The 16789-nt window shown below is 62.6% G+C and carries 18 protein-coding genes and 1 pseudogene; 8 read left to right on the top strand and 11 right to left on the bottom strand.

What is annotated here, in order from left to right; all coding sequences use genetic code 11:
- Positions 1-30: 30 nt before the first annotated feature.
- A complete protein-coding gene (locus ACTORR_RS05455) occupies positions 31-1374 on the bottom strand; it encodes a heavy metal sensor histidine kinase (RefSeq protein ID WP_177332329.1) in 1344 nt (447 codons plus the stop codon).
- Positions 1374-2054 carry a two-component system response regulator CinR gene (cinR, locus tag ACTORR_RS05450; RefSeq protein WP_054883505.1) on the bottom strand — a complete coding sequence of 227 codons (681 nt, stop codon included), beginning with the start codon at positions 2052-2054 and terminating at the stop codon, positions 1374-1376. The genes ACTORR_RS05455 and cinR overlap by 1 nt, the downstream gene beginning before the upstream one ends.
- Positions 2055-2302: 248 nt before the next feature.
- Between cinR and ACTORR_RS05445 the strand changes: the two genes are divergently transcribed.
- Both ACTORR_RS05445 and queF read left to right on the top strand, forming a co-directional pair.
- Positions 2303-2830 carry a cupredoxin domain-containing protein gene (locus ACTORR_RS05445; protein ID WP_313365564.1) on the top strand — a complete coding sequence of 176 codons (528 nt, stop codon included), beginning with the start codon at positions 2303-2305 and terminating at the stop codon, positions 2828-2830.
- Positions 2831-2898: 68 nt separating this feature from the next.
- Positions 2899-3729, top strand: a complete 831-nt coding sequence (queF, locus tag ACTORR_RS05440; protein WP_262108514.1) for an NADPH-dependent 7-cyano-7-deazaguanine reductase QueF — start codon at positions 2899-2901, stop codon at positions 3727-3729.
- Between the two features lie 39 nt (positions 3730-3768).
- Here queF and ACTORR_RS05435 read toward each other — a convergent pair whose 3' ends face one another.
- Both ACTORR_RS05435 and ACTORR_RS05430 read right to left on the bottom strand, forming a co-directional pair.
- The gene (locus ACTORR_RS05435) at positions 3769-4032 is read right to left on the bottom strand and encodes a DUF4404 family protein (RefSeq protein WP_054883508.1); all 264 of its coding nucleotides are present in this window, start codon (positions 4030-4032) and stop codon (positions 3769-3771) included.
- 123 nt (positions 4033-4155) lie between these two features.
- Entirely contained in the window at positions 4156-4719 is a 564-nt protein-coding gene (locus tag ACTORR_RS05430) for a phosphonoacetaldehyde phosphonohydrolase-related protein (RefSeq protein ID WP_313365565.1), read from the bottom strand.
- Between the two features lie 189 nt (positions 4720-4908).
- Between ACTORR_RS05430 and ACTORR_RS05425 the strand changes: the two genes are divergently transcribed.
- Positions 4909-5616 carry an MlaA family lipoprotein gene (locus tag ACTORR_RS05425; RefSeq protein WP_054883510.1) on the top strand — a complete coding sequence of 236 codons (708 nt, stop codon included), beginning with the start codon at positions 4909-4911 and terminating at the stop codon, positions 5614-5616.
- Positions 5617-5667: 51 nt separating this feature from the next.
- On the opposite strand, the gene ACTORR_RS05420 is transcribed toward ACTORR_RS05425, so the two are convergent.
- On the bottom strand, positions 5668-5967 hold the full coding sequence (locus tag ACTORR_RS05420) for a PilZ domain-containing protein (protein ID WP_262108512.1): 300 nt from the start codon (positions 5965-5967) through the stop codon (positions 5668-5670).
- Between the two features lie 270 nt (positions 5968-6237).
- On the opposite strand from ACTORR_RS05420, the gene rssB reads away from it, so the two are divergent.
- A complete protein-coding gene (gene rssB, locus ACTORR_RS05415) occupies positions 6238-7422 on the top strand; it encodes a two-component system response regulator RssB (RefSeq protein WP_313365566.1) in 1185 nt (394 codons plus the stop codon).
- Positions 7419-7901 carry an anti-sigma factor antagonist RssC gene (gene rssC, locus ACTORR_RS05410; protein ID WP_027919583.1) on the top strand — a complete coding sequence of 161 codons (483 nt, stop codon included), beginning with the start codon at positions 7419-7421 and terminating at the stop codon, positions 7899-7901. The genes rssB and rssC overlap by 4 nt, the downstream gene beginning before the upstream one ends.
- A 139-nt stretch (positions 7902-8040) precedes the next feature.
- Here the strand turns inward: rssC and ACTORR_RS05405 are convergent, their stop codons facing one another.
- From ACTORR_RS05405 to dusA, 3 genes are all read right to left on the bottom strand, one after another.
- A complete protein-coding gene (locus tag ACTORR_RS05405) occupies positions 8041-9882 on the bottom strand; it encodes an alkaline phosphatase D family protein (RefSeq protein WP_441343574.1) in 1842 nt (613 codons plus the stop codon).
- A gap of 96 nt (positions 9883-9978) precedes the next feature.
- Entirely contained in the window at positions 9979-10905 is a 927-nt protein-coding gene (tal, locus tag ACTORR_RS05400) for a transaldolase (RefSeq protein ID WP_313365966.1), read from the bottom strand.
- A gap of 169 nt (positions 10906-11074) precedes the next feature.
- Positions 11075-12085, bottom strand: a complete 1011-nt coding sequence (dusA, locus tag ACTORR_RS05395; protein ID WP_441344118.1) for a tRNA dihydrouridine(20/20a) synthase DusA — start codon at positions 12083-12085, stop codon at positions 11075-11077.
- 101 nt (positions 12086-12186) lie between these two features.
- Here dusA and ACTORR_RS05390 point away from each other — a divergent pair.
- Positions 12187-13302: pseudogene (locus ACTORR_RS05390) on the top strand (site-specific integrase).
- A gap of 128 nt (positions 13303-13430) precedes the next feature.
- Here the strand turns inward: ACTORR_RS05390 and ACTORR_RS05385 are convergent.
- From ACTORR_RS05385 to ACTORR_RS05375, 3 genes are all read right to left on the bottom strand, one after another.
- The gene (locus ACTORR_RS05385) at positions 13431-14129 is read right to left on the bottom strand and encodes an anti-sigma factor (protein WP_313365887.1); all 699 of its coding nucleotides are present in this window, start codon (positions 14127-14129) and stop codon (positions 13431-13433) included.
- Entirely contained in the window at positions 14126-14674 is a 549-nt protein-coding gene (locus tag ACTORR_RS05380; RefSeq protein WP_103449850.1) for a sigma-70 family RNA polymerase sigma factor, read from the bottom strand. The genes ACTORR_RS05385 and ACTORR_RS05380 overlap by 4 nt, the downstream gene beginning before the upstream one ends.
- 103 nt (positions 14675-14777) lie before the next feature.
- Positions 14778-15305, bottom strand: a complete 528-nt coding sequence (locus ACTORR_RS05375; protein WP_312662099.1) for a DUF3455 domain-containing protein — start codon at positions 15303-15305, stop codon at positions 14778-14780.
- A 175-nt stretch (positions 15306-15480) separates the two neighbouring features.
- Here ACTORR_RS05375 and ACTORR_RS05370 point away from each other — a divergent pair, with 175 nt between their 5' ends.
- Both ACTORR_RS05370 and ACTORR_RS05365 read left to right on the top strand, forming a co-directional pair.
- Complete coding sequence (locus ACTORR_RS05370; protein WP_312662102.1) at positions 15481-16056, top strand: sigma-70 family RNA polymerase sigma factor; 576 nt, start codon at positions 15481-15483, stop codon at positions 16054-16056.
- A complete protein-coding gene (locus ACTORR_RS05365) occupies positions 16053-16757 on the top strand; it encodes an anti-sigma factor (protein WP_313365169.1) in 705 nt (234 codons plus the stop codon). The genes ACTORR_RS05370 and ACTORR_RS05365 overlap by 4 nt, the downstream gene beginning before the upstream one ends.
- Positions 16758-16789 lie beyond the last annotated feature (32 nt).

The raw sequence follows: 16789 nt of genomic DNA, 5'->3' as shown, positions 1-16789 counted from the left end.
GAGCTGCGGGGCTGCAAAGCAGCCCCGCTTTCACCTGGTTTCAGGTAATTCGATCACAAAGCGTGTCCAGCCCCCCTGGCTCTGCACCGAAATGCTGCCGCCATGGGCCTGCACGATCGAACGGGTGATCGCCAACCCCAACCCCGCATGTTCGCTGCTGCCTTCCCGCCGCGCCGGGTCCACCCGGTAAAACCGATCAAACAGGCGCGGCAACGCCGCCGCTTCGATTGCTACCCCGGTATTGGCCACGCAGATTCGCAAACCCGGCCCCAAGGTTACCCGTACCTGCCCGCCCCTGGGTGTGAAGCGCAAGGCATTGTCGAGGAGGTTCGACAGCGCCCGGCGCAGCATGGGCCGGTCCCCCTGCAGTACCGCCTCGCCTTCGCGCAGCAGCTGCACGTCATTGTCCTCGGCCAGCGGTGCGTAGTACTCCAGCAATGCGTCCACGTCATCGTGCAGGGCCAGGGCTGTTTGCCCAGGCACCAACAAGCCGTGGTCGGCCTTGGCGAGGAACAGCATGTCGTTGATCATCTGCGCCATCCACTGCAGTTCCTCGAGGTTGCCATGCAGTGCCTCGCGGTACTCCTCCAGGCTGCGCGGGCGGGTGAGGGTGACCTGGGTGTGGGTCAGCAGGTTGGACAGCGGCGTGCGCAACTCGTGGGCGATGTCGGCGGAGAACGCCGACAGGCGCTGGAAGGCGTCGTCCAGGCGCTGGAGCATGGCGTTGACGGTCGTGGCCAGTTCCGCGAGCTCCTCGGGCATCTGCGCCACCGGCAGGCGCGTGGTCAATGAGCGCGCCGACACGCTGGCGGCTACCCGGCCCATCTGGCGCAAGGGGCGCAAGCCACTGCGTGCGGCCCAGGCACCGAGCAGGGCGGTGGCCAGCGCCGACAGCCCGACGGTGAGCCAGATCAGGCGCTGCATGCCCTGCAAGAAGTGCTGGTGATGGGTGATGTCGAGAAACAGCGTCAGTTGCGCAGGCGTCTGAGCGTCCGGCGGCACAGACAGGCTTCGATAATCGATGCCGTCGGCGTGAAGGGTCGTAAGCCCCGGCGTTGACGGCGTGCTGGGCAGGCTGTCACGGCTGGCGAACCAGGTCGCACCGTCGCGGCCAGCGATGCGCAGCGCCAGGTCTGCCTGATGGCTCAGCTCGTTGCGCAGGGCAGGCAGGCGGCCTTGCAATTCACCAGGCCCCTGCAGGCCAGCGAGCTGGCTGCGAAACAGAGAAAGGCGCGACTCCAGCAGTTGCTGGTCCAGTTCGATGAAATGCTGCTCGCTGGCGCGGTTGAACAGCAGCCCAGCGCCCAGCGACACGGCGGCGGTACAGGCGGCAAACAGCAGCGCCAGGCGCGTGCCGAGGGAAAGCCTGCGCATCAGTCGTGACGCTCTTCGAGCACGTAGCCCATGCCGCGCACGGTATGGATCAGCTTGTTCGGGTGCGGGTCGTCGATCTTCAGGCGCAGGCGGCGGACCGCCACTTCGATCACGTTGGTGTCGCTGTCGAAATTCATGTCCCACACTTGCGAGGCAATCAGCGATTTGGGCAGCACCTCACCCTGGCGGCGCAGCAGCAGTTCGAGCAAGGCGAACTCCTTGGCGGTCAGGTCGATGCGTGTGCCCGCCCGTTCGGCGCGGCGGCGGATCAGGTCCAGGCGCAGGTCGGCCAGGCCCAGGGTAGTGTCCTGGCTGGGGCTGGCGCCCCGGCGCAGCAGGCTGCGTACCCGGGCCAGCAGCTCAGAGAAGGCGAAGGGCTTGACCAGATAGTCATCGGCGCCCAATTCAAGGCCGTGCACGCGATCTTCGACGGCGTCGCGGGCGGTAAGGAACAGCACCGGAGTGTCCAGCCCGGCAGAGCGCACCGCTTGCAGAATCTGCCAGCCGTCACGCCCGGGCAGCATCACGTCGAGAATCAGCAGGTCGTGGTCGCCTGTCAGGGCCAGGTACTGGCCGGTTTCGCCGTCGGTGGCCAGTTCGGTGGCAAACCCGGCTTCGCTCAAGCCCTGGCTCAGGTACTGGCCGGTGCGGGCCTGGTCTTCGACGATCAGCAGTTTCATGCTCAATCCACAATCAGAGGGTTGACGCGGTTCCTTGTGGGAGCGGTTTTACCCGCGAATGCGTCGGTGCGTTCACTAGAGCATTCGCGGGTAAACCCGCTCCCACAGGGGGAGATGTAATGGCAGAAATGATACGTGACTAACTTGTGCCTCGGCCAAGCTGACAAAGTTGTAATCTCCCCGTCAGCTAACCGCCAGCCGTGCCTTTCTAGAGTGGTCTCATCCCGCCGTGATCTTTCGGAGTCATCATGAAGCACCTGTTCGTCGCCGCTGCGTTGGCCCTGGCCAGCCTGTCCACCCTGGCTGGCGAGGCGAAAGCCTTCGCTTTCGGCGAGCCCGCTCCGGCGGCCAAGGCCACCCGCACCGTCGAAGTGGTGCTCAAGGACATCGCCTTCGAGCCCAAGAACCTGCACGTCAAAGTCGGTGAGACCGTGCGCTTCGTGCTGATCAACGAAGGCAAGCTGCCCCATGAGTTCAACCTCGGTGACAAGGCCATGCATGCCGAACACCAGAAGGAAATGATCGCCATGCAGGGCAACATGTACAACGCTGCCATGCAGCATGAGGGCATGGACCATTCGCAGATGGGCCACGCACCCGCCAAGCCGATGGACCACGGTGCCCACGGCCACGACGGCGGCAATACCGTGCTGCTGCAGCCTGGCCAGCGCGCCGAGCTGACCTGGACGTTCCGCAAGTCGGCGCCGATCGAATTCGCCTGCAACGTGCCGGGGCATTACCAGGCCGGTATGGTCGGTGAGCTGACCATCGAGTGACTGGCACTCCAAGGCGGGGTGCAAAACCGGTAGACTAGGGGCAATTTCGAACCTCCAGGTCAGTTTCCATGCATCCCGCCGCCGAACACTCTCCGCTGGGCAAGTCCAGCGAATACATCGCCACCTACACGCCCTCGCTGCTGTTCCCGATCCCGCGCACGGCCAAGTGGGCTGAGCTGGGTGTGACTGCCCAGACTTTGCCGTGGCAGGGCGTGGACTACTGGAACTGCTTCGAGCTGTCGTGGCTGCTGCCCTCGGGCAAACCGGTGGTGGCCATCGGCGAGTTCGCCATTCCGGCCGATTCGCCGAACATCATCGAGTCGAAGTCGTTCAAGCTCTACCTCAACTCGTTGAATCAGACCGTGTTTGCCTCGATCGGCGAGCTCCAGGCGTGCCTGGTCAAGGACCTGTCGGCGGTCGCTGGCAAACCCGTCGATGTGCAGGTGCGGACCTTGGCAGAAGTGGAGGCCCAAGGCGTGGTCGCGTTGCCTGGGCAGTGCATCGATGCGCTGGATGTGGCGATCGACAACTACGAGCAGCCGCAACCGGAGCTGTTGAGCTGCCACCCGGAGCGCATTGTCGAAGAGACCGTGCACAGCCACCTGCTCAAATCCAATTGCCCGGTGACCGGCCAGCCGGACTGGGGTAGCGTGGTGGTCGAGTACAAGGGCAGGGCGCTTGACCATGCCAGCCTGCTGACCTACCTGATCAGCTTTCGCCAGCATGCCGACTTCCATGAGCAGTGCGTGGAGCGGATTTACCTGGACTTGAAGAACCTGCTGCAGCCTGAGCACCTGACGGTGTATGCGCGGTACGTACGCCGCGGCGGGCTGGATATCAACCCGTACCGCAGCACCGGAGCGATCAGCCCGGCGAACCGGCGGCTGGTTCGGCAGTAATTTGCATGTAATCGGGGCCGCAAAGCGGCCCCAGATGTTTCAGATCCCCATACTGTGCAGCGAGTTGGCGATGCTGCGCAGTGTCGCGGTCAAGTCCGGGTGATCGGCCTCGAAACGTTCGATCGCCAGGTTCACCCCGTCAACCACGTTGTTGTCCGGCGTGGCTTCCTCGAGCTTCAACTGCGCTTCGATCTGCCTGGCCTCTTCGTGCAAGGCGGCCAGTTCTTCATCCGTAAGCGGTATGTTGCGGTCCAGTTGCTCGCGCAGGCTGTTCAAGCGCTCTTGCAATTCGCGGGCAGGCATTGGCTGTTCTCCATCAATGGCTTGGCAAGGCATGGACCTCAGCGAAGCGGCAAAGGTTCTCGCCTGTCTCCTAGCGTAATCCACTCGCTGGCGCTTTGCATGATCGACATCAATGGCGCTGTGTCAGGGTTTTTCGCCCTTGCTGCAACGCAGGGCGATGTCGGCAAGGCAGGCGTCCAGTTCATCGAGGTGGTCGATCACCGAATGTACCCCCAGGCTGAACAACCCCAGGGTGGCCTTGCCACGCGCCAGGTCCTGCTCTTGCTGGGTCATGGCCTGCCATTGCCTGGTGGAGGCGTCGCACGAGGGGCTGCAGGCCGCCAGGCCCACCGTCCACAAGCCGGCGGTGAGGCCAGATTGCAGCAGCTTTGGCTCACCGCTGACCAGCACGCAACCTTCCAGGCGTTCGCTGCCCAGGCTCATCAAGGCCTGCCAGCAGGCGTTTGGCGCCGGCCAGTGCACACCATTGACCGAGTGGCCCGGCAGCCAGGCGGGGAGAACGCTGGCAAGGCGCCTGCTTTGCAGGCTGCCGAGATCGTCCAGCCAGATGCACGGCACCTGGGCGTGGCGCAGGCCGGCCAGGGCTTCGAGGGCGCCAGGGGCGGGCAGGGGGTTGCCGTCGGTGGCCTGGACCAGGCAACCGCGCAGGCCGAACAGCACAGCGGTAATGGCGGGTGCAGCGAGCATGGTAACGTCCCTGAAATAGTCCGCAGGCTATTGGACGATTGTTACCGTGCCGTGACGGGCAACAGTTGTTCACAAATTATTGAGCAAAAATGTGTAAGGCTGTTTATCAGCGTACAAGGCTCTATACTGCCGCCGTACAGCAGCGCTCACGTGGCGTTTGCGACCGAGAATTTCGATGGAGAAACATCTATGCGTAGGATCGGTGCCGGTGTGATCGAACGAGTCACCCAGGCCTGTGTCTGCGCCAGCTTGTTGCTGGCGCCCGTGGCAGCCACCCATGCCGCCACCGAGGAAGATCCCTGGGAAGCGGTCAACCGCCCGATCTTCCGTTTCAACGATGCGATCGATACCTATGGCCTCAAGCCGTTGGCCAAGGGCTACCAGTGGGTCACCCCGCAGTTCTTGCAGGATGGCATCCACAACATGTTCAACAACGTTGGTGATGTCACCAACCTGGCCAACGACGTGCTGCAATTCAAGCCCCATGCGGCAGGCGTCGACACGGCGCGGCTGATCGTCAATACGGTGTTCGGCATCGGTGGCTTCTTCGATGTCGGCAGCAAGATGGGCTTGCAGCGCAACGACGAAGACTTCGGCCAGACCCTCGGTCACTGGGGCGTGCCCAGCGGTCCATACGTCGTGATCCCGCTACTCGGCCCGAGCACCGTGCGTGACGGCCTGGCCAAGTACCCGGACTCCTATACCGAACCCTACCGATACATCAACGATGTGCCGGTGCGTAATTCGATCTTCGCCCTCAACGTAGTCGACACGCGCGCCAGCCTGCTGTCGGCCGAGAAGCTGATCCAGGGAGACAAGTACATCTTCATCCGCAATGCCTACCTGCAGAACCGCGAGTTCAAGGTCAAGGATGGCGAAGTCGAAGACGACTTCTGATCCTGGCATGTATGAAAACGGCGACTTTCGGGTCGCCGTTTTCATTTCAGCTCAATGCATGGCCAGGATGCGCAGGCCAAATTTCTGCTGCCCGCCGGGTTGATTGGCGATCCACACCACTTCGGTGGTGGCATGCAAGCCCTTGAGTGCGGGGTGATCGGATTCGATGCGCACCTCCAAGGGGTCACCCACCTTGAATTGCTGCGGCGCCTGCACCTGCATGCCGCCGCTGGAAAGGTCCAGGCAGATCGCCGCGATGACCTGCCCCTCATGCAGCAGGCTGACCTCGGTGTCGATGCGCATGCGGATGAAATCGCGTTTTTCGCTGTGGCTGGTGGGCGTGTGAGGCATGCTGCATCCTTCCCAATAGGTAGTACTGGTTGGCGTTTTTATAACTCTCGGTGATTTACCCTGTAAAGAGCAGCGAACTCGACCGACGTATGCTTGAAACGCCTGGCGGATGGGAGTACCGTCTGCGCCTTACGAGGTAGCTCGACTGGTTGCCTGGGCCGCGTTCTTGGCCTACAACTCAAGTAGAGTGATACTACAGAGTATTCCAGCAGTTGGATGTCAGCCTTGCAGACGCCCCTGCACCACCCCAAATCGGCGCCGTTCGCCCACATGCAGAAAATCAGTGCAACGCTGCTGATCATCGATGATGACGACGTGGTCCGTGCGAGCCTCGCCGCCTATCTGGAAGACAGTGGCTTCAGCGTCCTCCAGGCCGGAAATGGCCAGCAGGGGCTTCAGGTCTTTGAAGAACACCAGCCCAACCTCGTGATCTGCGATCTGCGCATGCCGCAGATGGGCGGCCTCGAACTGATCCGCCAGATCAGCGAGCGTGCGCCGCAGTTGCCGGTGATCGTGGTCTCGGGTGCCGGCGTGATGAGCGACGCGGTCGAGGCCTTGCGCCTGGGGGCCGCCGACTACCTGATCAAGCCGCTGGAAGACTTGGCCGTGCTCGAGCACTCGGTACGCCGGGCGCTTGACCGTTCGCGCCTGGTGCTGGAAAACCAGCGCTACCGCGACAAGCTGGAAGCGGCCAACCGCGAACTGGAGGCCAGCCTGCACCTGTTGCAGGAGGACCAGACCGCTGGTCGCCAAGTGCAGATGAACATGCTGCCAGAAAGCCCCTGGAAGCTCGGCGAGTTCTCTTTCGAGCACCAGATCATTCCATCGCTGTACCTGTCGGGCGATTTCGTCGACTACTTCCGCGTGGATGAGCGGCGCATTGCCTTCTACCTGGCCGATGTCTCCGGGCACGGCGCGTCGTCGGCGTTCGTCACGGTGCTGCTGAAGTTCATGACCACACGGCTGTTGTTCGAATTCAAGCGCAACAGCAAGCTACGCGAGTTCAAGCCTTCGGAAGTGCTCAGCCACATCAACCGTGGTTTGATCAACTGCAAGCTGGGCAAGCACGTGACCATGGTCGGTGGCGTGATCGACGAAGAAACCGGCCTGCTGACCTATGCCGTGGGCGGCCACCTGCCGCTGCCGGTGCTGTTTACCCCCGGCGGAGCCCGCTACCTGGAAGGCCGAGGCCTGCCGGTAGGGTTGTTCGACGAAGCGAGCTACCAGGACTTGGTGATCGAGCTGCCGCCGCAGTTCAGCCTGAGCCTGATGTCCGACGGCATTCTGGACCTTTTGCCGGGGCATACGCTCAAAGATAAAGAAGCTGCCTTGCCGGATATCGTCAAGGCGGCGGGGGGTAGCCTGGATGGGCTGCGCCAACGATTCGGATTGGCTACGCTTGGGGAGATGCCGGATGATATCGCCCTATTGGTGTTGAGCAGGAACCTTCAATGAGTACCGGTAGAATCCAGTTCGCCGAGCAGAGCGGTACCTTTGTGCTGAAATTCGTCGGTGAAGTGCGCCTGACCCTGTGTTCGGCGCTGGATGCGACGATCGAGAAGATTTTCACCGCACTGAACTTCTCGACCATTGTCATCGACCTGACCGAAACCGAAAGCATCGACAGCACCACCCTGGGCCTGCTGGCCAAGCTGTCGATCCTGTCGCGGCAGAAGGTGGGCCTGTTGCCGACCGTGGTTACCACCAACCCGGATATTTCGCGGCTGCTGCAATCGATGGGCTTCGACCAGGTGTTCAACATCGTCGACCGCCCGGTGCCGCGCCCTGAGTGCCTGACCGACCTGCCGTCGCAGGATCAGAACGAAGATGTAGTACGCTCCAAGGTGCTGGAGGCGCACAAGATTCTCATGGGGCTCAATGACTCCAACCGCGAAGCGTTCCATGACCTGGTGAATGCGCTGGAGCGCACCTGATCTGCAGCCTGCGCTGGCCCCTTCGCGGCTAAAGCCGCTCCCACAGTTCCTCCACAGACCTCAAGGCAGGTGAGATCCCTGTACGAGCGGCTTTAGCCGCGAAGAGGCCAGCAAGGCCTCCACAACCTCACCAGGCAAGTCACTCTCGCTGTGCGAACTCGGTCGCCTCACTGCCATCCGCGCTCAGTTGCAGCACCCGCGCCGGTCGCCCCTGCTCATCGAAGAACACCTGCCCCAACCCCGCCCCATTCCACAACCGCTCCCCGGCCTTGCTGCGGCTGGGTGGGCGGGGCACAACCTCCATCTGCCGGCGCTTGGTAAACCAGTTCAATGGTGAACGTGGCGAGTACAACCAGCGGTTGAGCCTGTCGAGCACGTTCAGCAAGCGCCGCGGGAACTCGTTCTTGATCCCGCTGCTGGTCACCTGCCAGAGGTGCGGGCTGCGTTGGCGATGGCGGATCAGCACCTCATAGACGAATGAATAATGCACATCGCCCGAGAGGATCACGTAGTGCCCCGGCGTGCGCGAATGGCGGAAGATGTTGAGGATCACCTGCGCTGCGCCGCGGTGGGCCATCCAGTTCTCGGCATCCACCAGCAACGGGTAGCCCAGCCAGCTGAACACCTTCTGCACGGTCTCGATCAGCTTGACGCCAAAGACCGGAGCCGGTGACACGATGATTGCCGAAGGATGGTCCAGCAGCGCCTGCTGCAGCTCGCACAGCGCTTCCCAGTCGAGCAGGCCGGACGGCTTGCCCAGGTCGCTCTCGCTGCGCCAACGGCGGGTGCGGGTGTCCAGCACCAGCAGCGGCGGCTCGCTGGGCAGGCTGTATTGCCAGCCCTGGAAGCGCAGGAGCTCACTGATCAGCTCGTCCTGCTGCTGGCTCAGCGCCTGGCACCGCCCGATCAGCGTGTTGCAGCCATCCGGGTCGTTACCCCAGGCCTGGCACAGCAGATAGCCCAATAACGCGTTGCCGATGATTCGTCGCGAGAAGGGGTGGCCATAGGCGGTTTCTTCCCATTGCGCGGAGAGGTTCCAGTCGTCGGTGATGTCGTGATCATCGAAGATCATCAGGCAGGGCAGGTGCGCCATCACCCGTGCCACGTCACCCAGGTTGGCGGCGAAAGCTTCGATCAGCGGCAGTTCCGTATGGTAGCGCGCCTGGTCATGCTGGCTCAGGCCGGCAGGCATGCCCAGGTCCACCAGGTGCCAGGGCGCGGGCGCCCATACCAGCAAGTACATGGCCATGACCTCGGCTAAGGTCACCAGGTGGTTGTCGGCATTGCTGGAAGAGAATATCGGTTTGCGCTTGCCGCCGAAGAAGCGTTCGCGCAGGGTTTCGTTGCGGGCCTGGGCCGGCAGCAGGTCGGCACGATGGTAGTAACTGGCAGCATGCCGGTAGAGCGCCTGGCTGTCGGTCACGACTGCGCCATCCAGCGCTTCGTCGAACAACCCCAGGCGTTCGATCAGCGAGTGAATGGCCCGCAGCATCGGGCCGGCGACGTCGTCGGCATACACCTGATCGCCGCTCATCAAGAGCACGGCGGGGCGGTCCTCCGGGCGTTGGCAGGCCTGCAGCAGGCGGTCGGCGCAGAGCAGGCCGTCGGCGGCAGGGTAATGCGGTTTGCGACAGGACCCGTGCAGCAGCTGATCGAGGCGGTCACGCAGCACCAGGCTGGGGCGTTGGCTGCCGGGGTAGAGCAGGTGCGGGGCCCAGCCGGCAACGCCCTGGCCGTCGATCAGCAGGTCATAGGCGATGGCGACGTTGCGCGGCAGGGGCTCGGCGAAGTGGACGTCCAACAGGTGAACGAAGGCGTGCTGGCCAACGGCGACGACCTGGCAATCGACCTGGGCGGTGCCGTCGAAGATGAATTCAGGTTGCAGGGGTTGGCTGCCGACCAGCCAGATGGCCAGCCTTTGCGGTTCAAGGCGGCGCAGTACCGGGCCGGAGAGTACGAGGGGCAAGGGGGATGAGGTCATTTTGCCTTTGGGTTCGGAACGCGTTCACAGCCCGCTGAAACGAAACGGGCGGAAAATGCTGAACATTTCCCGCCCGCCTGGCAAACCTTAGATGTATCAGGCTTTTTCACCCATCAACTTCTCGAGTTTTTCCTGATCCCGGGCGAACTGGCGAATACCTTCAGCCAGCTTCTCGGTGCCCATGGCATCTTCGTTCATCGCCCAGCGGAACTGGCTTTCGTTCAGCACCTGTCTGGCTTCACCGGCATTGCCCGGCTTGAGAACCCGCGGCAGTTCGCCTTGGTCGCTGCTCAGCTTGTCCAGCAGGTCCGGGCTGATGGTCAGGCGATCACACCCGGCCAGCTGTTCGATCTGGCCGAGGTTGCGGAAGCTGGCGCCCATGACCACGGTGTCGTAGCCATTGGCCTTGTAGTAGTTGTAGATGCGCGTGACCGACTGCACGCCCGGGTCTTCGGCGCCGACGTATTCCTGGCCGGTATTCTTCTTGTACCAGTCGTAGATGCGGCCCACGAATGGCGAAATCAGAAACACCCCGGCGTCGGCGCAGGCCTGGGCCTGGGCGAAGGAAAAAAGCAGGGTCAGGTTGGTCTGGATGCCTTCTTTTTCCAGCTTCTCGGCGGCGCGGATGCCTTCCCAGGTGGAGGCGAGCTTGATCAGTACGCGGTCTTTCGACACCCCTGCGGCTTCGTACAGGCCGATCAGCTGGCGTGCCTTGTTCAGCAGTGCCGGCTCATCGAACGACAGGCGCGCATCCACTTCGGTGGAGATACGCCCGGGAATCACCTTGAGAATGCCCGCGCCCACAGCCACGGCGAACTTGTCGCAGGCCAGGTCTACATCGCCCTTGGCATCGGCCTTCACTTGCTTGAGCAGCTCGGCGTAGCCCGGGATGGCCGCGGCCTTGAGCAGCAGGGAGGGGTTGGTGGTGGCATCGACCGGCTTGAGGCGGGTGATGGCATCCAGGTCCCCGGTGTCGGCAACCACGGTGGTGAACTGCTTGAGTTGTTCCAGCTTGGAGGTCATGGGCGTGCTCTGTCCTGTGCATTTACTCGACATTACCCGAGGCCCGACGGGCGCTCAAGAGGCCAGTGGGGCGGGGCAGAAGTGCCGACGGTGATGATTCGAGTCAGGAGGTGGCGTGAGGTTCCCTGGGGGTTCGCCTTGAGTGTTGCAGCGCCTGTCAGCCCCAGCCTCACCGCCCCTGCATTAACTCCGCCGCCTGATCAAACACCTTCAGCGGCTCCGCCGCCTTGTGAATATCCGCCGACAACAGCTGCCGGAACCGCCGCGCACCCGGGAACCCCTGGCCAAGCCCCAGGATATGCCGGGTGATGTGATGCATAGCGCCGCCACTCTCCATATGCGCCACGATATAAGGCCGCAGTTGCTCCAGTGCCTCGCTGCGGCTCACCACCGGCGCTTCGCTGGCAAACAGCTGCTGATCCACCTCGGCCAGCAGGTAAGGGTTGTGGTACGCCTCGCGCCCCAGCATCACGCCATCGAAGGTCTGAAGATGCGCCTGGCATTGCGCCAGGGTCTTGATCCCGCCATTGAGCACGATCTCCAGGTCCGGGAAGTCAGCCTTGAGCTGCGCGGCCACGTCGTAGCGCAGCGGCGGGATCTCGCGGTTTTCCTTCGGCGACAGCCCTTCGAGAATCGCGATCCGCGCATGCACGGTAAAACTGCGGCAACCGGCCTCTCGCACCTGGCCAACGAAATCGCGCAGCTCGGCATAGCTGTCGCGGCCATTGATGCCAATGCGGTGCTTCACCGTCACGGGCGTGGATACCGCGTCCTGCATGGCCTTCACGCAATCGGCGACCAGCGCCGGGTGGGCCATCAGGCAGGCGCCGATCATGTTGTTCTGCACCCGGTCGCTCGGGCAGCCAACGTTGAGGTTGACCTCGTCGTAGCCAGCTTCCTCGGCCAACTTGGCACAAGCGGCCAGCTCGGCCGGCACGCTGCCGCCCAACTGCAGAGCCAGCGGGTGCTCAGAGACGTCGTGACGCAGGAAACGGTGGGCGTCGTTGTGCAGCAAGGCGCCGGTGGTGACCATTTCGGTGTAGAGCAGGGTTTGCTTGGAGAGCAGGCGCAGGAAGAACCTGCAGTGGCGGTCAGTCCAATCCATCATGGGGGCAACGCTGAAGCGTCTGGACGGCTCAGGGCGCGTGGTATCTGGCTTAGCACCTGATTTTGCAGTGATTTCGTTCAACGTGTTTCGTACCGATTTTCGGGGGTTTTGGGGCGTTTTTACCAAGCGCTTTGTACAATGTACCAATCGAATCAGGACGTGTACCAATTCTCATGGCAACGATCAGGCCCCGCAAGAAGGCCGACGGCTCCATCAGCTACACAGCTCAGATCCGCATCAACCGCGACAAGGTGACAGTCTACCAAGAGAGCCAGACGTTCGCCCGCAAACAGGCGGCGGTGGCCTGGGCGAAGCGACGGGAAACCGAGTTGGCGGAACCTGGTGCAATCGGGCGGGCGAGCGGGGTAGGGCACACGGTCAAGCAGATGATCGACCGCTACCTGGTCGAGGCCGAGAAAGCCCGGCCGCTGGGCGAGACGAAGCGGCGCACGTTGAATGCCATCAAGAACAGCTACCTGGGTGAGAAGGTGGATTCTGACCTCACCCAGCAGGTGCTGGTGGACTATGCGCTTTGGCGCATGAGTGCTGAAGGTGGAGGCATTAAGCCGCAGACGGCCGGCAATGATTTGGCCTGGGGTCGGTGCTGTCCCTGGCCAGGGCGGCGTGGGGGTATGAGATTGACGCGCAAGCAATGCCAGATGCGCGCCTCGTGCTGAAGAAGTTCGGCTACAACCTGAAGAGCCGAGAGCGGGATCGGCGTCCTTCGCTCGATGAGATCGATAAGGTGATGGAGCACTTCTTCGAGATGTTGCAGCGGCGTCCGAGCGTCATCCACATGCCCAAGGTAGTAGCGTTCGCGATCTTTTCGACCCGCCGAATGGACGAGATCACACGCTTACGGTGGGAAGATCTCGATGAGCACCGACAGGCAGTGAAGGTGCCGGACATGAAAAACCCTGGTCAGAAGATCGGCAACGATGTCTGGTGTTACTTGCCGGATGAGGCGTGGATCATCGTGCAGAGCATGCCCAGAGCGTGTCGCGAGATATTCCCTTACAACACGGATTCAATCGGAACAGCCTGGTCGAAAGCATGCAAGATGAAAGGGATAGAGGATCTGCACTTCCACGACTTGCGTCACGAAGGGGTGAGTCGGTTGTTTGAAATGGACTGGGACATACCGAGGGTCTCATGCGTATCCGGTCACCGTGATTGGAACTCGCTGCGGCGGTATACCCATTTGCGTGGGCGAGGGGATGGGTAAAGGCTGGAAGTGGCTGGATCAGATCATTCAGGCACCGGTTAAACTCGGCGCCCGGGCTGATTAGGCGGGTGGGTAACGATGCTACCTCTATATGCGCTTTCTGGTGGTAGGCATCGGCTGTGGGTCGATTGGAATCAGTCGCGAACGGCTGCTCTCGATCCAAAGCAGTCAGTGATTCTAGACCTTTTTTCCTCAAATCACTTTTACCGCGCGGCCAATGAACTTAACCGGCCCCGTCGGCAGCCCGGTAGGTGAACCGCTGGATTTCTCCAATGTAAGCTCGAACAACTGGTTGGCCTCCAGCGGTGGTAGGCTCTGTAGCGGAACACGATAGGGCTCTCCGGGCTTGACCAGGCCCAGTGAAACTGGGGCACGCCACTGTTCACCCTTGGTCCAGAACTGAAGGGCCATGCCTTCGGGGACAACATCCTGGCCAAGCGGGATCAGCTCGATCATGCGGCTGTCGCTGGTCTGCACCACCCAGCCGGCGGTCTGGCTGCTCGGCGCCACCAATACCACCACGAATTGAGTGGTGGGCGGGGGTGCAGTCAGCAAGGTAAACGCCAGGACCGCGCTTGCAGCCAGCCCCGCAGCACTCAGCCCTTGCCACAGGCCGAGGCGTCGCCACCATTTGACTCGCTGTTGTACGGCGGGTGCGGCCAGCTCACTCAGGCTGCGCTGGATACGGCCCCATAGGCGAGCGCTTGCTGGTTGCGGCGCAGCCAGCGCGGTCAGCTCCAGCAAACGAGCCTCCCAGGCATCCACGGCGGCGCGCAAAGCCGGATCGCTGCCCAGGCGCTCAATCACTGTGGCATGTTGCTGTGGCGACAGGGTTCCCAGCACAAACTCGCCAGCGAGGCTGTCCAGTTCCTCGGCAGTATCCGGCTTCATTCCAGGCACTCCCGTAATGCCTTGAGGCTGCGCTTGATCCAGGCTTTGACGGTGCCCAAGGGCGCCCCCAGAAGCCCAGCGATTTCGGCGTGGCTGCAGCCGTCCACATAGGCGTGCAGGATGCAACGCTGCGGTGCAGGCTGCAGTTTTTCGAGGCAACGGTAGATCTTCGCCGACCCTGACCAGAGGTCAATGTCATCGAATCCCCCGTGCAATGTGGGCGTCGTATCCATATCGGCTTCGTCCAGCACCGTTTCGCGGCGGGAATCGCGGATCGAATTCAATGCCAGGTGGCGGGTGATGCTGTAGATCCAGCCGCGTGCCGAGCCGCGCGCCGGGTCGAAGCTAGCGGCGCGGGTCCAGATGCGGATAAACGCGTCGTGGACGATATCTTCTGCGCTGGCGTCGTCACGCGCGATGCGCCGAGCAACGCCCAGCAGGCGTGCGCCTTCGTGGTCGTAAAGTGCTTGCAGGGCGCGCCGGTCGCCCTGTGCGCAGGCCTCCAGGCAGCGGTGGAAGTCGAAGGGGGCGACAGGCGAATTCAATGTGTGCAGCTTCCTTGTGTCATGCAAGGTACCCCGGCCATCCAGCCGGGGGCTTGCCAACGAGCGTAGATGAACGATTGCAAGGTGTCTGCTCAAGTGCATCTTACTTGGCTGTCCAGAACACATAGTCGGCCTGGTACTGGACGACTTGCTTGGTACCTTTGTTCTGCGCTGTGCAGTCGCTTGTCGGCGCCACGCCGCCGCGGGTGGCCAGGCGCTGGATATAGCTGACCCCTTGCATGGCGCCTTTGCCTTCGGCCGGGTTGGCCTTGACCAGTTGGTAGGGTATGGCGCCTTTGTCCGCCGGTGCCACCGCCAGCTGGGTGCCCGTGACTTTCGAGCCATCCTTGGCCTGCCAGGTAGCGGGCGGGCCGAAGTAATCGCCCACCTGTTTACCGGCGCGATCATTGAGCACTGCCTTGGGGCCGACGAAGGTCCATTCGGTCTGGCCGGGCGTGTTGGCCTTGTCGCGGCATTCGTAGGTGATTTCGCCGACGCCGACGGTCTCGAGCAAGACGCGATGGCCATCGGGGACCTTGACCGCATCTGGCACCGCGGATTGGGCGTGAGCGGGTTGCAGCGCCAGGGCGAGGCAGCAGGCGAGCAGACAGGCGGAGGGTTTGAGGCTCATGTGTAGTGCTCCTACAGGTTATTTGGCTGGGCAGTCACAGGCCGCCCATTCAGCAATACCCGCCAACGGTAGAACTGGATGCACCGGATGGAAAAAAAAGCTGCGCCATGGCCACCCGAGCAGCGCCTGCAAAGCAGGCTAGAGTAGTTGAATGCGCCGCAGGAGACCGCCCCCTTTGCCTATCAGACCGAACACTGCGGAGTCCGCCCCACGGGAAACCGAAGCCCAGGCACAGGATGTGCTACTGCAGGCTTGCGGCAGCGGTAACCGCCTGGCCTTCGAAACTTTGTACCGCGCCACTTCGGCCCGACTGTTCGGGATCTGCCTGTGCTACCTGGGCAATCGCGCCGAGGCAGAAGAGGTGCTGCAGGAGGCCTACACCAGTATCTGGCTCAAGGCTTCCAGTTTTGACCCCGGGCTCGCCAGTGCCTACACATGGCTGGCGACCATCACTCGGCACAAGGCCATCGACCGGCGACGCGCCCGGCGTGTACACGAGCCACTCGAAGCCGCCACGCAATGGGCTGCCAAGGACACGGTCATCGACAGCATCGAGCGCGAACGCCAGGGCAATGCGATCGATCGCTGCCTGGCAACGCTGGCGGAGGATCAGCAACGCTATATCCGCGTGGCATTCTTCGAGGGCTGCTCGTATGCCGAACTGGCCGAACGCCACAGTATCCCGCTGGGCACCATGAAAAGCTGGATCCGTCGGGGGCTGCTGGTCTTGCGTGGGTGCCTGGGCCTATGAACGAGCAAGGTGTGCCATCCGACGAACGCGATCAGTTGATCGCCGAATACGTGCTGGGCGTGCTCAGCGCCGAGGACCGCGCCCAGGTCGAGGCCATTGCTGCACGGGACCCCAATGCTCAGGCGGCAATTGCAGCATGGCAGTCTCACTTTGCGTGCTGGCTTGATCGAATGCCTGAGGTCAGCCCGCCAGCGCATGTCTGGCAGGCGATCGAGGCGAAACTGTTCCCAGTAATCGGCCAGCCGCAGCGCGAACGACCGGTTTGGTGGCGCAGCCTCAGGTTCTGGCGCTGGACCTCGGCGGCTCTGGCGGCCTGCCTGCTCGCAAGCGTTATCACGCTCGTACAACCGCCACATCCAACGCAGCCTGCAATGCTTGCCCGCCTTGAGCAGAGCGACGGGGTTACACTGTTCGCCGCGACGGTTCAAACCGGTGGCACCAGCGTGCTGTTCGTCCCCACCCGAACCACCACCTGGAGATACCGTACTGCCCAGGCCTGGGTGATCGGCGGCGATGGCACGCCACGTTCGCTCGGTCTCTTGGCGGCCAATGCAGCCACCGCACTGACCGTGCCTTCGGAGCTTGCTGGAGCACTCACCGACGGTGCGGTGCTGGCGGTGTCTCTGGAGCCTCTGAAAGGCTCGCCGACCGGGCTGCCGACCGGGCCAGTCATCGCTCAAGGAAAAATATCGTCGTTGTGATGCATCCGTCCGGGTTGCTGCTCCGTATATTC

This window comes from Pseudomonas sp. SAR267 (assembly GCF_052077595.1).
GTDB lineage: Bacteria > Pseudomonadota > Gammaproteobacteria > Pseudomonadales > Pseudomonadaceae > Aquipseudomonas > Aquipseudomonas vlassakiae.
This window is presented reverse-complemented; position numbering and strand designations above follow the sequence as displayed.

What these genes read in the sequence shown, in the direction of transcription:
- queF (WP_262108514.1), top strand. Translation starts at nt 2,899, where the DNA reads ATGCATCCCGCCGCCGAACACTCTCCGCTGGGCAAGTCCAGCGAATAC.
- cinR (WP_054883505.1), bottom strand. Translation starts at nt 2,054, where the DNA reads ATGAAACTGCTGATCGTCGAAGACCAGGCCCGCACCGGCCAGTACCTG.
- rssB (WP_313365566.1), top strand. Translation starts at nt 6,238, where the DNA reads ATGCAGAAAATCAGTGCAACGCTGCTGATCATCGATGATGACGACGTG.
- ACTORR_RS05425 (WP_054883510.1), top strand. Translation starts at nt 4,909, where the DNA reads ATGCGTAGGATCGGTGCCGGTGTGATCGAACGAGTCACCCAGGCCTGT.
- ACTORR_RS05430 (WP_313365565.1), bottom strand. Translation starts at nt 4,719, where the DNA reads ATGCTCGCTGCACCCGCCATTACCGCTGTGCTGTTCGGCCTGCGCGGT.
- ACTORR_RS05435 (WP_054883508.1), bottom strand. Translation starts at nt 4,032, where the DNA reads ATGCCTGCCCGCGAATTGCAAGAGCGCTTGAACAGCCTGCGCGAGCAA.
- ACTORR_RS05365 (WP_313365169.1), top strand. Translation starts at nt 16,053, where the DNA reads ATGAACGAGCAAGGTGTGCCATCCGACGAACGCGATCAGTTGATCGCC.
- ACTORR_RS05385 (WP_313365887.1), bottom strand. Translation starts at nt 14,129, where the DNA reads ATGAAGCCGGATACTGCCGAGGAACTGGACAGCCTCGCTGGCGAGTTT.
- ACTORR_RS05375 (WP_312662099.1), bottom strand. Translation starts at nt 15,305, where the DNA reads ATGAGCCTCAAACCCTCCGCCTGTCTGCTCGCCTGCTGCCTCGCCCTG.
- tal (WP_313365966.1), bottom strand. Translation starts at nt 10,905, where the DNA reads ATGACCTCCAAGCTGGAACAACTCAAGCAGTTCACCACCGTGGTTGCC.
- ACTORR_RS05455 (WP_177332329.1), bottom strand. Translation starts at nt 1,374, where the DNA reads ATGCGCAGGCTTTCCCTCGGCACGCGCCTGGCGCTGCTGTTTGCCGCC.
- ACTORR_RS05445 (WP_313365564.1), top strand. Translation starts at nt 2,303, where the DNA reads ATGAAGCACCTGTTCGTCGCCGCTGCGTTGGCCCTGGCCAGCCTGTCC.
- rssC (WP_027919583.1), top strand. Translation starts at nt 7,419, where the DNA reads ATGAGTACCGGTAGAATCCAGTTCGCCGAGCAGAGCGGTACCTTTGTG.
- ACTORR_RS05420 (WP_262108512.1), bottom strand. Translation starts at nt 5,967, where the DNA reads ATGCCTCACACGCCCACCAGCCACAGCGAAAAACGCGATTTCATCCGC.
- ACTORR_RS05405 (WP_441343574.1), bottom strand. Translation starts at nt 9,882, where the DNA reads ATGACCTCATCCCCCTTGCCCCTCGTACTCTCCGGCCCGGTACTGCGC.